Origin of the sequence: Olsenella sp. An270, from assembly GCF_002159735.1 — a bacterium.
Taxonomy (GTDB): domain Bacteria; phylum Actinomycetota; class Coriobacteriia; order Coriobacteriales; family Atopobiaceae; genus Thermophilibacter.
Map to the genome: position 1 here is coordinate 345,675 of NZ_NFJF01000002.1, position 14,256 is coordinate 359,930.

A 14,256-nucleotide genomic window follows, 5' to 3' on the forward strand; every position below is an offset into this window, starting at 1 on the left:
CAGGTCCGGGCCCCTTTTGCGTGGCTGCGTCCTTCTCGCCCGTGCCACCTTCGCCGAGACAGAGAAACGGCACAGAATCGCGCATTTTGGAGGCCGATTCTGTGCCGATTCTCTGTTTCGGCGCGCTTGTCTCTCGCCGCCTTGACAACCATCCGAAATCGGACTAATCTGGCACCTCGCAACCGGGAGAAGGGGGAGAGGTGTCCACGCACGACCAGCTCACGAGCGCGCGAGAGATTGACGTGCTCTACCGCGAGAGCGACAAGCTCTACTACGAGCTCGCGCGCGACTGCGGTCTGTCGGAGACCGCGTACTGGATCATGTACGCGCTCGAGGTCTCCGGCGGCAGCGTCACGCAGCGCCAGATCGCCGGCGACTTCTCGTACTCCAAGCAGACGGTCAACTCCGCGCTCAAGACGCTCGAGGCGCGCGGCCTGGTCACGCTCGCGCCCGCCGAGGACGACCGCCGCACCAAGCTCGTCTCGCTCACGCCCGCCGGCCGGGCCTTCGCCGACGAGCGCATCCGACCGGCCATCGCCGCGGAGGACCGCGCCTTCACGAGCCTCGCCCCCGCCGAGCGCGCCGAGCTCCTGCGGCTCGTGCGCGCCTATGCGAGCGCCATCGACGCAGAGATCGCGCGTCTGAGAGAGGGGAGGGCGGACGCATGAGCGAGAAGAACCCCTCGACGCGCCGCGACTACAGCAAGCGCACCTCCGCGCGGCTCCTCGTGAGCCTCATGGCCCCGTACAAGGCCACGCTCGCCGCCATCCTGGTGGCGGCCCTGTGCGACATGACGGGCATGCTCTTCATCCCCACGCAGCTCTCCGCCATGGTCAACGTGGCCGTGAACACGCGCGACATGTCCGCGCTCATGGGCCATGGCGTCGCCATGCTGATCGCCGCCTTCGTGGGCTCCGGCGGCTACCTCACGACGGTCTACCTCACCTCGCGCCTGTGCGCCAAGATCGGCCGCGACCTGCGCACGCGCGTCTACGAGGCGTCGCTGGCCTTCTCGGCCTCCGACTTCAACGCCTTTGGCACGGGCTCCATGATCACGCGCACGCTCTCCGACGCCAACGTCGTCCAGCAGACGCTGCTCATGTCGATCCTCATGATCTTCCCCGTGCCCATCGCCTGCGTGATCGCGGTGGCGCTGGCCTTCTCCACCGACGTGGTGATGGGCTGGGTGCTGCTCGTCGTGACGCTCGCCGTGGTCGCCATCTGCGTGGCGGCCGTGGCCAAGTCGGCGCCCATCTTCACGCGCCTGCAGGGCTTCATCGACAACATGAACACGCGCCTGCGCGAGTCGATCACCGGCGTGCGCGTGATCCGGGCCTTTGGCAAGGAGGCCCACGAGCGCGGCCGGCTGGACGAGACGTTCTCGGACTTCGCCACCAACGCGATTAGCGTGAACGTGGTCTTCGCCCTGACCGACTCCATCACGTTCTTCCTGATGAACGCCGTCGAGTCCGTCATCATGTGGGTCGGCGCCGACCGCGTGGGCGCCCACGCCATGCAGATCGGCTCCATCTCCGCCCTGGTGGAGTACGCGATGCTCATCATGATGTTCCTCATGATGGCGCAGTTCGCGATCCTCCAGGTGCCGCGCGCCCTGGCCTGCCTCACCCGTGCGGCCGAGGTGCTGGGCGTGGAGCCGGAGATCGCCGACGACCCGGCCGCCGCGGCGCTGCCCGCGGGCGTGAAGGGCGCCGAGGTCGCGCGCTTCGACCACGTGAGCATGCGCTTCTCGGACGCCGACGAGGACACCCTGCACGACCTCACGTTCTCCCTGCGTCGCGGCGAGGTGACCGCGATCATAGGCAACACGGGCTCCGGCAAGTCCACGATCGCGCGCATGCTGCTGCGCTTCAACGACGCCACGGGCGGCAGCCTCAGCTTCGGCGGCGTCGACGTGCGTCGCCTCACCCAGGCCGACCTGCGCGCCCGGATCGCGTACGTGCCGCAGAAGGCGTGGCTCTTCTCGGGCACCATCGCCGAGAACCTGCGCCACGGCGACGCCGACGCCCCCGACGAGCGCCTCTGGCACGCCCTCGACGTCGCCCAGGGCGGCTTCGTGCGGCAGCTGCCCGACGCGCTCGGGACGCGCGTGGCCCAGGGCGGCACCAACTTCTCGGGCGGCCAGCGCCAGCGCCTTGCCATCGCCCGCGCCCTCGTGCGCGACGCCGACCTCTACGTCTTTGACGACTCGTTCTCCGCGCTCGACTACAAGACCGACGCCGCCCTGCGCCGCGCGCTCGCCGGCGAGCTCACGGACGCCGCCACGCTGATCATCGCCCAGCGCGTGAGCACCATCCACGACGCCGACCAGATTGTGGTCCTGAAGGACGGCGAGGTCGTGGGCCTGGGCCGCCACGACGAGCTCATGGAGAGCTGCCCCACCTACCGAGAGATCGCCGATTCCCAGACGAGGGGAGGTGCCGCCAATGAGTAGCGAGAAGGACCGCGAGCTCGACCAGGCCGCCGAGCTCGAGCGCGGCTGCGCCGCGGCGTCCGCCGAGGAGGAGCTGGAGGTGCCGACCGACGCCCTCGGCACGGCCCGTCGCCTCTGGGAGGCCGCCGCAGGCCAGCGCTGGAGGCTCGTCGTTGCCGCCGTCTGCTCCGTGCTCTACGTGTGCGGCTCGCTCGGCGCCACGGCCTACAGCGCACACCTGATCGACCTGCTGTGGACCAACATCCAGGCGGCCTTCGCGGAGGGGGAGAGCTTCGTCGCGGCCATCGGCAACGGCGGCGAGCGGATCCTCGTCTTCCTGGGCATCTGGACGGCCGCCTGGCTCTTCTACACGGTGCAGGTGCTCGTCATGGCGAGCTTTGCCGAGCGGCTCAACCTCGGCCTGCGCCGCCGCATAGCCGAGAAGTGCGCGCGCCTGCCGCTCTCCTACTACGACGCGCACCAGCCTGGCGACACCATCAGCCGCGCCACCAACGACCTCGACAAGGTCTCTGAGGTGCTGCAGCGCGGCCTGCTCCAGCTGCTGATCGCCGTCACCATGGTGGGCGGCGCCATCGTCATGATGTCCACCTACGACCTCATGCTCACCGGCGTCTTCGTGACGTTCGCCCTGGTCGCGACCGTGGCGACCAAGATCGTGACCACGGCCACCCTGAAGGCCGCCGCGGCGCGTCAGGCCGCCCTCGGCGAGCTCACCGGGCGCGTCGAGGAGGCCTACTCCGGGCGCGCCGTCATCAAGGCGTTCGGCCGCGAGGAGGCGAGCCTGGCCGACGTGGCCGAGGCCGCCGAGCGCCTCGCCGAGACGAGCGGCGCCGCCGACTTCGTGACCAACGCGATCGCGCCGGCCATCCGCTTCCTGATGCGCCTCTGCCAGGTGACCGTGGGTCTTCTCGCCGGCGGCATGCTCGTCATGGGGCAGATCTCGGTTGGCGTGTTCCAGGCGTTCTTCCAGTACGTCATGCAGGCGTCCGAGCCGTTCACGCAGCTCTCGCTCACGGTGAACATGCTGCAGGGCGCGCTGGCCGCCGCCGAGCGCGTGTTCCGCCTGCTCGACGAGGCGGAGGTCGTGCCCGACCCGGCGGTCCCGACCGAGCTCCCGGAGGTCGTCGAGGGCCGCGTTGCCTTCGAGCATGTGCGCTTTGGCTACGCGCCGGACCGCCCGCTCATGCGTGACGTGTCGCTTACGGCCGAGCCCGGGCAGAAGGTCGCCATCGTGGGTGCCACGGGCGCCGGCAAGACCACGCTGATCAACCTGCTGATGCGCTTCTACGAGGTGGACGGCGGGCGGATCACGCTCGACGGCGTGGACACGCGCGAGCTCACGCGCGCGGAGCTGCGTCGCCAGTTTGGCATGGTGCTGCAGGACGCATGGCTCTTCGAGGGGACCATCGCCGAGAACATCGCCTACGGCAAGCCCGGGGCCACCCGCGAGGAGGTCGAGGCCGCGGCCCGCGCCGCGCACGTGGACTTCTTCGTGCGCACGCTCCCGCACGGCTACGACACGCTGCTCTCCAACGACGCCGAGAACATCTCCCAGGGCCAGCGCCAGCTGCTCACCATCGCGCGTGCCATGCTCACCGACCCGGCGATCCTCATCCTCGACGAGGCGACCTCGAGCGTGGACACCCGCACCGAGCAGGCCATCGTTCGGGCGATGGAGGCCATCATGGAGAACCGCACGAGCTTCGTGATCGCGCACCGCCTCTCCACGATCGTCGACGCCGACCTCATCCTCGTGATGGAGGCGGGCAACATCATCGAGCAGGGCACGCACGAGGAGCTGCTCGCCGCCGGCGGCGCCTATGCCGAGCTCTACCGCAGCCAGTTCGCGTAGCGCCGCCGCCCTTCTCGCCCGCGCCGCCCTTCTCGCCCGCGCTGTCCTTCTCGCCCGCGCTGCCCTTCTCGCCCGCGCTGTCCTTCTCGGCCAACCGCGCCCAAACAGAGAAACGGCACAGAATCGGCCCTCCAAGAGGCTGGTTTTGTGTCGTTTCTCTGTCTCGGGGAGATTGGCATGGCCGACGATGACCGCCTGTCGCCGCAGACGCCAATCTTGCAGATAGCTGCATAAAATCCTATGAAGATAGATTGAAGCAAGCCATTATTCATCCAATCGACGTGCGAGAATGACGCCGAGGGGGTGAGCCATGAGCCTGACGGTCGAAAGAAGAATCGAGGAGCTGCTGAGCGACGCGGAACGTCGGGGCTCCTGCTGCGTGCCGGGAGATCGTGCGACGCGCGCCGCCATGCGACGCAGGGCGGGTGAGGTCACAGAGCCCATCCGCGGCATCTTCGTCCGAGGTGAGGTATGGGAGCGGCTCGAGCCGCCGGACAAGATGATGCACCTCATGAGAGCGGTCGCGACGCTCCGTCCCACGTGGCGCTTCTGCGGCGCGTCGGCGGCGGTCGCGTACGGCCTGCCCGTCACGCGGGAGCTGCTCGACGAGGTCTCCGTGGCGGCTCCGCCGGGTGCCGTGCATCAGGCGACCGGGGGCATCGTCCGCCATCACATCGCCGACGACGCCGTCGAGATGTGCGGGGGCCTGCCGCTGGTTCCGTTCTGGCGCACGGTCTTTGACTGCCTGGCGTCGTTCGAGCTCCCCGACGCGCTCGCCATAGCCGACGCGGCACTGAAGGTGGGTCGCCTCTCGGCCCGCGGGCTGGCCGGATTTCTCGCCGAGGAGTACCGGGGCCGTCCCGGCGTCCGCAGGGCGCTCGGGGCGGCCGTGCTCGCGGACGCGCGCGCCGAGAGCGGCGGCGAGTCAATCGCGCGTGCCACCATGTTCCAGCTCGGCTTTGCGAAGCCGGAGCTGCAGGTCTGGATCGAGGACCCGGTGGAGCCCGGGAAGTGGTTCCGCGTGGACTTCCTGTGGCTCACGGAGGACGGCCGACTCGTCATCGGCGAGCTGGACGGGCGCCAGAAGACGAGCCGCCCCGATCTCATGGGCGGGCGCGACGCGCTGCGCGTCATGCAGGACGAGCGGCTGCGGGAGTCGCACCTCACGGCGCTGCGTCCCGCGATCGTGCGCTTCTCGTACGATGACGCGCGCGACCCGGCGCGGCTGGGCCCGCTGCTCGAGCGCTTCGGCGTGCCGCGCGGCTCGGACACCTGGCCGACCGAGGCCCCGACGATCGTCACGCGAAGCTCCCGCCTCGACTACGCGGAGGGTCGGCTGCGCATCGTCCGCGCGACGGCCCGCGCATGAGGTTCTTCTCGCTTGCCAACATCGCCCAAACAGAGAATCGGCACAGAACGAGCCGTCTGAGAGGCTGATTCTGTGCCGATTCTCTGTTTGGGCGATGTTGGCCCGAGAAGAACGCGCGGGCGAGAAGGACGCCTAGTCGCAGGCGCCGCAGGACTCGCACTTCTCGCTCTTGGGCGAGGCGCCCTTGCCGCGCTGGTCGGTGTTGTAGAAGCCCGAGCCCTTGAAGACGATGCCGGACGGGTCGAACACGCGCTCCGCCTCGCGGCCGCAGCTGGGGCAGCTCACCGTGGGGTGGGCGCTCATCGGGTGCTCCACCTCGAACGTGATCCCGCAGTCGGGGCAGTGATAGTCGTAGCGTGCCATGGTACCCTCCGAAAAGCCTGAATAGTCCAAACGCAAGATACTTTACCCAACGCGCGCGTCGGCGAACACGAGGTTTTTCTCGCTCGATGCGTTTATCATGATAGATGTTCGACACGTACACGAATGTGTGTGCAAGTGCGTGGGCGCCACGCGCTCGCACGGGACGGGGGACCGATGGAGATCTCGGGCGCGATCTTTGACTGCGACGGCACGCTCGTCGACTCTATGACCATGTGGCGCGGCGCGAACCGCTGGCTCTTCGAGGCCAACGGCCTTGACGCCGACGCGGTCGACCTCGTGGCGCTCGAGGCGCTCTCCATCTGGGACATGTGCGCCTACATGCACGACGAGCTGGGCTGCGAGGCCACGGCCGAGGAGCTCTACGAGCAGCTCTGCGCCCACGTCCGCGACGCCTACAGAAACGAGGTGGAGATCTTCCCCGGCGCGCGCGAGTTCGTCGCCGAGCTGGCCGCGGCGGGCGTCCCGATGATCATCGCCTCCTCGACGCCGGTGCGCGAGCTGCGCTGCGCGCTCGAGGCGCACGGCCTCGACGGCTACTTCCGCGACCTCGTGAGCACCGAGGACGTGGGCGGGCGCGACAAGGAGTTCCCCGACGTCTACCTGGAGGCGCAGCGCCGCCTGGGCACGCCGCGCGAGACCACGTGGGTCTTCGAGGACGCGCCCTTTGGCGTGCAGACGTCGCGGCGCGCCGGCTTTGCCGTGGTCGGCCTCATGAACGACCACGACGGCCGCCGCGAGGAGGACGTGCGACCCTACTGCGACATCTACGTCCACGGCTACGCCGAGCTCTCGCTGCCGCTGCTGCGCGACTACGAGCGGCCCGTGCCGCCGCACGGCGCGCCGATGAGGGCGCTTCTGGTTGCCGGCTCGCCGGAGCCGAGCTCGCCCTCGCTGCTCACGCGCCTCGCCGACGAGGCCGACTACGTCGTCGTGGCCGACGGCGGCGCCGACGCCTGCCGCGCGGCCGGCGTGGCCCCCGACCTGTTCTGCGGCGACGGCGACTCCGCCTCCGCCGAGGCAGCCGACTGGGCCCGCGCCGCGGCCCGAGCCTGCGTGGACTTTCCGTCCGAGAAGTACGCGACCGACCTCGCCCTCGCGATCGACTGCGCGCGGCACGAGGCCGCCCGCCGGGAGGCCCCGCTCGCCGTGACGCTCACGTGCGCCTCGGGCGGCCGGCCCGACCACGCGCTCGCCGTCGTGGGCCAGCTCACCGCGCCCGACCTCGCTTCGGCGCGCCTCGTCGAGGACGGCTTCGAGATGCGCGTCGTCTCGGCGGCGGGGGAGTCCAGCTGGGAGCTCGGGCCGGACGCCGTGGGCCGCACGTTCTCGGCCGTCGCCGTCGCCCCGGACACGCGCGTGGACGAGACGGGCATGCGCTGGGAGCTCTCCGACAAGCCGATGGAGCTTCTCGGCGACCTCGGCGTCTCCAACGTCGTCACCTCCGCCGACGCGCGCGTCGCCTGCCGCTCCGGCGCCGTGGCCGCGTTTCTGCTCGGGGCGTAGCCCCGTCGCCCCCACAGGTTGTCCCCGCCGACACAAACGCCACAAATGCTTGAGGTTTTGCGTTGCAGACGGGCGGCCGTGTGCTATAGTTGGCGAGCTGTGTAAAAGCGGGCGCGAGAAGAGCGCCGCGCCCCCGAGGAGGTAAGCATGTCCAAGGTCTGTGAGTTCTGCGGCAAGCATGCCGTTGCCGGTCGTTCCATCAGCCACTCCCACCGCGTGGTGAACCGCACGTTCAAGCCCAACATCCAGCGCGTCACCGTGGTCGTCGACGGTCACCGTCGCAAGGCCAACGTGTGCTCCCGCTGCCTCAAGTCGGGCAAGATCGCCCGCAGCTAGTCGCCGCGACATCGCACGCGCAGGGGGTCGTCCTCGGACGGCCCCCTTTTTCTGTGGCGCCGCGGCCGCGCGTCGCGCTCGGCCTGCCTGCGCTATAATCGACGCATTGAGACAGCTCTCCCTACTTGAGAGGAGTCCGCATGTCAGGTGTTGTTCCGGGTACGCTCAGGGTCTCCAACGACTGCATCGCCGACCTCGCCGGCTATGCCGCGCTCGAGTGCTACGGCGTGGTTGGCATGGCAGAGATCGACGAGCAGGCCGGCGTCGCCCGCCTGCTGCCGTCCTTCCGCCTGCGCAAGGGCATCGACGTCGCCGCCTCCGCCGGCCGCGTCACGGTGGACCTCCACGTGATCGTGGAGCAGGGGGTCAACATGTCCTCCGTCGTGGGCAACCTCACGAGCTCCGTCAAGTTCCTGCTCAAGCAGATCGCCGAGCTCGAGAACGTTGACGTGAGGGTTCACATCGAGGGCCTGCGCAACGCGCGCTAGCACCTCCCGCAGCATAGGCCCGAAAGAGAAAAGGTCCTCGAAGATGATTTCTTCCGTCGTCCGCACATGCTTCCCCGTGGCCGCCAAGGTCGTGGCCGACCGCGCCGAGGAGATCAACAAGCTCAACGTCTTCCCCGTCCCCGACGGAGACACCGGCACCAACATGTCGCTCACCCTGAACACCGTCGTCCGCGAGGTGGAGGCCCTGCCGGCCAGCGCCACCATGGACGACGTCTCCAAGGCGATCACGCACGGCTCGCTCATGGGCGCGCGCGGCAACTCCGGCGTCATCACGAGCCAGATCCTGCGCGGCATCGCCGAGGGCCTCTGCGACGCCAAGGACCCCGAGCACGCCACGCCCGCGGACGTCGCGCACGCGTTCCGCCGCGGCGTGAAGGTGGCCTTCAAGGCCGTCCGCAAGCCGGTCGAGGGCACCATCCTCACCGTCCTGCGCGACGTCTCCGCCAAGGCCGACCAGCTCGAGAAGACCCGCGACCTCGCCACGCACGACATGCTCGACGCCCTCGTCGTCGAGGCCTACGAGTCCGTGGCGCGCACCCCCGAGCTGCTGCCCGTCCTCAAGGAGAACGGCGTCGTGGACTCCGGCGCCTTCGGCTTCGCCGTCTTCATGGAGGCCTTCGTCAACGCCGCCACCGGCAAGGCCGGCGAGCTCACTGACTTCAAGACCACCGTCGACGCCAAGGCCGACGTCTCCGCCAAGGTCGCCATCGAGCTCAACGACGACTGGGAGGGCTCGGAGTTCCGCTACTGCAACGAGTTCCTCTTCAAGGCCGAGAAGGACTTCGACGTCGACGAGTCGCTCTCCTATCTCGCCACCCTCGGCGACTGCGAGCTGATCGTGGGCGCCTACCCCGACTTCAAGGTCCACGTCCACTCCAACGAGCCCAACCGCGTGCTCGAGTACATGCTCCAGTTTGGCCAGGTCTACGAGGTCTTCATCCACAACATGGACATGGAGTCCCACGACCGCACCGCCAAGATCGCGGCCGACCAGGCGGCGGAGGGTGAGAAGGACGCGGGCCCGCGCAAGGCGCTCGGCTTCGTGGCCGTCGCGGCCGGCTCGGGCGAGGAGGAGATCCTCCGCTCGCTGGGCGTTGACGTCGTCGTCTCCGGCGGCCAGACCATGAACCCCTCCACGGCCGACATCCTGGAGGCCATCGAGTCCGCCAACGCCGACAACGTGATCGTGCTCCCCGGCAACGGCAACATCCGCATGGCCGCCGAGGCAGCCGCCTCCGCCTGCGAGGACGCGCACGTCGCCGTGGTTCCCACCAAGACGGTCCTGCAGGGCTTCTCGGCCATGTTCGTCGTGGACCCCGAGGCCTCGCTCGAGGACAACGTCGAGGCCATGACCGAGGCCATCCAGGGCGTCCGCGGCGGCGAGGTCACCACCGCCGTGCGCGACTCCCAGGCCGCCGACGGCACCCCCATCCACGACGGCGACGTCATGGGCATCCAGGACGACTCGATCGACGTGGTGGGATCCGACGTCATGCAGGTCACGCTCGACCTCATCGCCAAGATGCAGGACGAGGAGGAGGGCGACTCGCTCACCATCCTCGCCGGCCAGGACATGGACGATGAGAGCTTCGAGGCGCTCGTCGCCGCCATCGAGGAGGCCCAGCCCGACCTGGAGGTCGACCCGCACCGCGGCGAGCAGCCCCTCTACCCCGTGATCTTCTCGATCGAGTAGGCAGTGGGGGAGCGCCCCGCCATACCGTCAGCAGCAGAGAGGGTGCAGCGAACCTGCGCCCTCTCTGACTCTGTGTCGAGCCTGCGCTACGTGAAGGGCGCGCGCCAGGAGGCGCTCGCGCGCCTGGGGATTCGGCGCGTCCGCGACCTCCTGCTGCACGTGCCCCACCGCTACCTCGACTTCACGAACGTCACCAAGATCGCCCGTGCCGACGTGGGGCGCGACGCCACGGTCGTCGCCACGGTCGACCGGGTCGACCAGCGCCGCGCGCGCACCCGGCCCAACATGAAGATCGTCGAGCTCTCCGTCATGGACGAGACGGGCGTCCTCATCGCCACGTTCTTCCGCCAGCCGTGGGTCGCCGAGCAGGTGCACGAGGGGGACACCGTCGCGCTCTCGGGCAAGGTGACCTTTGGCAACGGCTTCCGGCAGATGAAGGCCCCGTTCTACGAGGTCGTGACGGGGGAGGGCGGCGCCGGCGGCTACGCGCGCGTCCTGCCCGTCCATCCCGTCACCGAGGGCCTCACCGCAAGCTGGATGCGCAGGATCGTCGCCTCGGCCGTCGCCGACGCCTCCGACGTCTGCGACTGGCTGCCGGCGTCGCTCGCCGCCCGCCGCGGTCTCATGACGCTCGGACGCGCCCTGCGCGACGTCCACTTCCCGCCCTCCGTTGCGGCCGCGGGCCTCGCGCGCAGGCGGCTCGCCTACGACGAGCTGCTCTGTCTCCAGCTGGCCCTTCTCGCCCGACGCCAGATCGAGCTCGCCGGCGTGGAGCCCTGCTCGCACGTCAGCGGGGGACCGCACGTGGACGCCCTTCTCGCCGCGCTTCCCTTTGACCTCACCGACGAGCAGCGCGTCGCCGCCGATGAGATCCTGGCCGACATGGCCGCCCCGCGCGTCATGAACCGGCTGCTCCTGGGCGACGTCGGGACCGGCAAGACCGCCGTCGCCGCGGTCGCGCTCGCCGCCGTGGCCGACACCGGGACCCAGGCCGCCGTCATGGCGCCCACCTCGGTGCTCGCGCGCCAGTACGCCGAGAAGCTCGGCCCCGTGCTCGACGCCGCGCACGTGAGCTGGGCGCTCGTGACCGGCGCTACGCCCGCGCCCGAGCGCTCGCGCCTCGAGAGCGCGGCTGCCCGCGGCGAGGTGACGGTCGTCTTTGGCACGACGGCGCTGCTCTCCGACGCCCTCGAGTTCTCCGCCCTCACGCTCGTGGTGATCGACGAGCAGCACCGCTTTGGCGTCGACCAGCGCGCGGCCCTGCGGCGCAAGGGCGCGGGCGCGGACCTTCTGGCCATGACCGCCACGCCCATCCCGCGCACGCTCGCCCTCTCGCTCTACGGCGACGTCGACCTCTCGAGGATCCGCCGTCGGCCGCGCGCCGGCGCGGGCATCACGACGCGCGTCATCTCTCCCACCAACCTCGACCTCGCATGGGGTGCCATCCGAGACGCCGTGGCGGCCGGGCGCCAGGCCTACGTGGTCTGCCCGCTCGTGGACGACGCCGACGACGGGTCGGCGCTCGACGACGTCCCCGAGGCCCTGCGCGGCTCGGCCGCCCGCCCGCGCGCCGCGGTGCCCACGCTCGAGGAGCTGCGCGCCCAGGTCCTGCCGGGCGTCGCCTGCGACCTGCTCCACGGTCGCATGACGGCGGCCGAGAAGGACCTCGCCATGGAGCGGTTCCGCGCGGGGAAGACCCAGGTGCTCGTGACCACCACGGTCGTGGAGGTGGGCGTGGACGTCCCCAACGCCACGGTCATGGTCGTGCTCGACGCCGACCGCTTTGGCCTGGCCACCCTCCATCAGCTCCGCGGCCGCGTCGGCCGCGGCGACGTCTCGGGGACGGTCTTCCTCTCCTGTGCGGCCAAGCGCGACAGCCGCGCGCGAGAGCGCCTCGCCGCCCTGGAGGCGACCTCGGACGGCTTCGAGCTCGCCGAGCTCGACCTGCGTCTGCGTCACGAGGGCGAGGTTCTGGGGTATCGTCAGAGCGGCGGCGTCTCGCTCGAGGTCTCCGACCTCGAGGCCGACCGCGACCTCGTGGAGTGGGCGCATGCCGACGCCCGCGAGATCGCCGACGCCGACCCGCGCCTCTCCGCGCCCGCGCACCGCGCGATGGCGCTCGAGGTGCGCGACAGGTTTGGTGCCTACTTCGAGGAGCTGGAGCGCGCATGAGGATCGTCGGCGGAAAGTGGCGGGGGCGGCAGATCGAGGCCCCGGAGGGGCGCGGCGTCACGCGGCCCACGACCGACCGCATGCGCGAGAGCATCGCCTCGCAGATCCTCTCGGCGCGCGGGCTCGACCTCTCCGGCCGCTCGGTGCTCGACGCGTTCGCGGGCTCGGGCGCCATGGGGCTCGAGCTGCTCTCGCGCGGCGCCGCCCGCGCGACCTTCGTGGACCGGGACCGCCGCGCCGTTGCCCGCATCCGGCGCACGGTCGGCGCGCTCGGGGCCGGGGAGGGGGAGGTCGCCGCGCTCGCCGGCGACGTCTTCGCGCTCGCCGCACGCGGCCTTCCGGGTGCGCCGTTCGACGTCGTGTTCCTCGACCCGCCCTACGCGCTCGAGGCAGCCCGCGTCTCCGGGCTCGTGGACGCGCTCGCGTCCTCGGGCCAGCTCGCCGACGGCGCCGTGGTAGTCTACGAGCATGCGGCCGACGCCCCCGCCCTGAGCTGCGACGCGCTGGGGCCCGCCCGCTCCAGAAGACATGGGATTACGGCCGTGGACCTCATGGTCGCACGCGTGGAAGAGGACGATCAATGAGCAGCGAGACCATCACGCACGTCGTCGTGCCGGGAACCTTCGACCCGGTGACGCTCGGCCACATCGACGTCATCCGCAGGACGCGCCGGCTCTTCCCGCGCGTCACCGTCGCCGTGGCGGCGTCCGCCAACAAGAACGGCCGCGGGACCACGTTCTCGCTCGAGGAGCGCGTCGAGATGATCCGCGAGGCGCTGGTCTGCGAGGGCCTGCCGGACGACATCGAGGTCGCGCCCTTCACCGGGCTTCTCGTCAGCTTTGCCAAGGAGCTCGGCGCGGGCGGCGTGGTCAAGGGCCTGCGCGCGATGACTGACTTCGAGTATGAGCTCCAGCAGGCGGACCTCAACAGCCACCTCTCCCCGGACCTGGAGAGCGTCTTCGTCATGTCCAACCCGCAGTACGGCTACGTCTCGTCGTCGATCGTGCGCGAGATCGCCTCGATGGGCTCCGACGTGAGCACGCTCGTGCCCGCCAACGTCAACGAGCGGCTGCTCGCGCGCTACGGGCGGTAGAGCGGTCCTTCTCGCCCGGCGCTTTCCGCGATTTGCCGCCCTTGTCCTTCTCGGCCCTAGAAAGTCGTGCCCTTGTACGGCAGCGACGGCCCCGGGGCGTACAACGCCGAGAATTTCTAGAAGATCTTGCGACAAGGTCGTCGATTCCTAGAGGCGCAGGTGACAAGGACAACGATTCCTAGGGGCGGGGACGACAAGGGCCGCGTTTTCTAGAACCGCGGGCGACAAGGACGGCGATTCCCGGAGCCCGCCGCCACGCCCGCCGACGCGAAACCGCCACAACCTGCGGTGGCCCCCGGCTGCGCCTTTATCATCAGGCGCGCAATCTGCTACTATGGCCTTTGATGGAGCCACTGCGCCCACCACCGATGAGTCACGCGAAAGGAACCATAGATGCAGCCAGGTGAGGAAATCGAGAGCTTGGTGGACGAGCTCGAGCAGATCGTCAACGAGGCAAAGTCCCCGCTCATGGACAACGGCCAGAAGAAGATCGTGGACGCCCAGGACGTCTACGAGATTCTCGACGAGATCCGTCGCGTCTTCCCGCAGGAGTTCTCCGATGCGCGCCGCATCCTCAAGGAGGAGCAGGAGATGCTCGACCGCGCGCAGCAGCAGGCCAACTCCATCATCGCCGACGCCCAGCAGCAGGCGATCATCCTCGCGGGCGACCAGGAGGTCGTGCGCATCGCGCAGCAGCAGGCCGAGGGCATCCGCGACCAGGCCGCGCAGTACGAGCGCGACACCCGCTACAACGCCGAGGAGTACGCCGACACGGTGCTGGCCCACCTCGAGGAGAACCTCAAGAGCCTCACGAGCTCCGTCTCCCGCGTCCGCCAGACGCTCGACGAGAACTCCGGCCCGCGCAACACCACCAACAACGTGCCCTGGTAGCA

13 protein-coding genes are annotated in these 14,256 nt (G+C 69.8%); 12 read left to right on the forward strand and 1 reads right to left on the reverse strand.

All coding sequences use genetic code 11. From position 1 onward, the window contains the following. The first annotated feature begins 200 nt into the window (after nt 1-200). The 4 genes from B5F73_RS03895 to B5F73_RS03910 all read left to right on the forward strand — a co-directional run bounded on the left by B5F73_RS03895 (nt 201) and on the right by B5F73_RS03910 (nt 5,673). Nucleotides 201-668: a MarR family transcriptional regulator gene (locus B5F73_RS03895; RefSeq protein ID WP_087226695.1), complete on the forward strand. Its 468-nt coding sequence runs from the start codon at nt 201-203 to the stop codon at nt 666-668. Continuing rightward, nucleotides 665-2,452, forward strand: a complete 1,788-nt coding sequence (locus B5F73_RS03900; RefSeq protein WP_087226698.1) for an ABC transporter ATP-binding protein — start codon at nt 665-667, stop codon at nt 2,450-2,452. Before B5F73_RS03895 ends, B5F73_RS03900 begins: the two co-directional genes overlap by 4 nt. Beyond that, nucleotides 2,445-4,304: an ABC transporter ATP-binding protein gene (locus B5F73_RS03905; protein ID WP_087226701.1), complete on the forward strand. Its 1,860-nt coding sequence runs from the start codon at nt 2,445-2,447 to the stop codon at nt 4,302-4,304. The genes B5F73_RS03900 and B5F73_RS03905 overlap by 8 nt, the downstream gene beginning before the upstream one ends. Before the next feature lie 310 nt (nt 4,305-4,614). After that, nucleotides 4,615-5,673: a hypothetical protein gene (locus tag B5F73_RS03910; RefSeq protein ID WP_087226703.1), complete on the forward strand. Its 1,059-nt coding sequence runs from the start codon at nt 4,615-4,617 to the stop codon at nt 5,671-5,673. A gap of 132 nt (nt 5,674-5,805) precedes the next feature. Here the strand turns inward: B5F73_RS03910 and B5F73_RS03915 are convergent, their stop codons facing one another. Beyond that, nucleotides 5,806-6,036, reverse strand: a complete 231-nt coding sequence (locus B5F73_RS03915; RefSeq protein ID WP_087226706.1) for an FmdB family zinc ribbon protein — start codon at nt 6,034-6,036, stop codon at nt 5,806-5,808. A gap of 174 nt (nt 6,037-6,210) precedes the next feature. Between B5F73_RS03915 and B5F73_RS03920 the strand changes: the two genes are divergently transcribed. From B5F73_RS03920 to B5F73_RS03955, 8 genes are all read left to right on the forward strand, one after another. Next, on the forward strand, nt 6,211-7,560 hold the full coding sequence (locus B5F73_RS03920; protein WP_158094758.1) for a thiamine diphosphokinase: 1,350 nt from the start codon (nt 6,211-6,213) through the stop codon (nt 7,558-7,560). 147 nt (nt 7,561-7,707) lie between these two features. Beyond that, the gene (rpmB, locus tag B5F73_RS03925; RefSeq protein WP_075576473.1) at nt 7,708-7,896 is read left to right on the forward strand and encodes a 50S ribosomal protein L28; all 189 of its coding nucleotides are present in this window, start codon (nt 7,708-7,710) and stop codon (nt 7,894-7,896) included. Nucleotides 7,897-8,036: 140 nt separating this feature from the next. Beyond that, a complete protein-coding gene (locus tag B5F73_RS03930; RefSeq protein WP_087226713.1) occupies nt 8,037-8,384 on the forward strand; it encodes an Asp23/Gls24 family envelope stress response protein in 348 nt (115 codons plus the stop codon). A 43-nt stretch (nt 8,385-8,427) separates the two neighbouring features. After that, nucleotides 8,428-10,098 carry a DAK2 domain-containing protein gene (locus B5F73_RS03935; RefSeq protein ID WP_087226716.1) on the forward strand — a complete coding sequence of 557 codons (1,671 nt, stop codon included), beginning with the start codon at nt 8,428-8,430 and terminating at the stop codon, nt 10,096-10,098. A gap of 42 nt (nt 10,099-10,140) precedes the next feature. Further along, nucleotides 10,141-12,270 carry an ATP-dependent DNA helicase RecG gene (gene recG / locus B5F73_RS03940; protein ID WP_239379790.1) on the forward strand — a complete coding sequence of 710 codons (2,130 nt, stop codon included), beginning with the start codon at nt 10,141-10,143 and terminating at the stop codon, nt 12,268-12,270. Next, nucleotides 12,267-12,854 carry an RsmD family RNA methyltransferase gene (locus tag B5F73_RS03945; RefSeq protein ID WP_087226722.1) on the forward strand — a complete coding sequence of 196 codons (588 nt, stop codon included), beginning with the start codon at nt 12,267-12,269 and terminating at the stop codon, nt 12,852-12,854. Before recG ends, B5F73_RS03945 begins: the two co-directional genes overlap by 4 nt. After that, a complete protein-coding gene (coaD, locus tag B5F73_RS03950) occupies nt 12,851-13,363 on the forward strand; it encodes a pantetheine-phosphate adenylyltransferase (RefSeq protein ID WP_087226725.1) in 513 nt (170 codons plus the stop codon). Before B5F73_RS03945 ends, coaD begins: the two co-directional genes overlap by 4 nt. Before the next feature lie 393 nt (nt 13,364-13,756). Continuing rightward, complete coding sequence (locus B5F73_RS03955; protein ID WP_087226728.1) at nt 13,757-14,254, forward strand: ATPase; 498 nt, start codon at nt 13,757-13,759, stop codon at nt 14,252-14,254. Nucleotides 14,255-14,256: the final 2 nt, after the last annotated feature.

Coding starts and splice junctions, on each gene's coding strand:
- B5F73_RS03920 (WP_158094758.1), top strand. CDS start 6,211: ATGGAGATCTCGGGCGCGATCTTTGACTGCGACGGCACGCTCGTCGAC.
- coaD (WP_087226725.1), top strand. CDS start 12,851: ATGAGCAGCGAGACCATCACGCACGTCGTCGTGCCGGGAACCTTCGAC.
- B5F73_RS03915 (WP_087226706.1), bottom strand. CDS start 6,036: ATGGCACGCTACGACTATCACTGCCCCGACTGCGGGATCACGTTCGAG.
- B5F73_RS03955 (WP_087226728.1), top strand. CDS start 13,757: ATGCAGCCAGGTGAGGAAATCGAGAGCTTGGTGGACGAGCTCGAGCAG.
- B5F73_RS03930 (WP_087226713.1), top strand. CDS start 8,037: ATGTCAGGTGTTGTTCCGGGTACGCTCAGGGTCTCCAACGACTGCATC.
- B5F73_RS03900 (WP_087226698.1), top strand. CDS start 665: ATGAGCGAGAAGAACCCCTCGACGCGCCGCGACTACAGCAAGCGCACC.
- B5F73_RS03945 (WP_087226722.1), top strand. CDS start 12,267: ATGAGGATCGTCGGCGGAAAGTGGCGGGGGCGGCAGATCGAGGCCCCG.
- B5F73_RS03905 (WP_087226701.1), top strand. CDS start 2,445: ATGAGTAGCGAGAAGGACCGCGAGCTCGACCAGGCCGCCGAGCTCGAG.
- B5F73_RS03910 (WP_087226703.1), top strand. CDS start 4,615: ATGAGCCTGACGGTCGAAAGAAGAATCGAGGAGCTGCTGAGCGACGCG.
- rpmB (WP_075576473.1), top strand. CDS start 7,708: ATGTCCAAGGTCTGTGAGTTCTGCGGCAAGCATGCCGTTGCCGGTCGT.
- B5F73_RS03935 (WP_087226716.1), top strand. CDS start 8,428: ATGATTTCTTCCGTCGTCCGCACATGCTTCCCCGTGGCCGCCAAGGTC.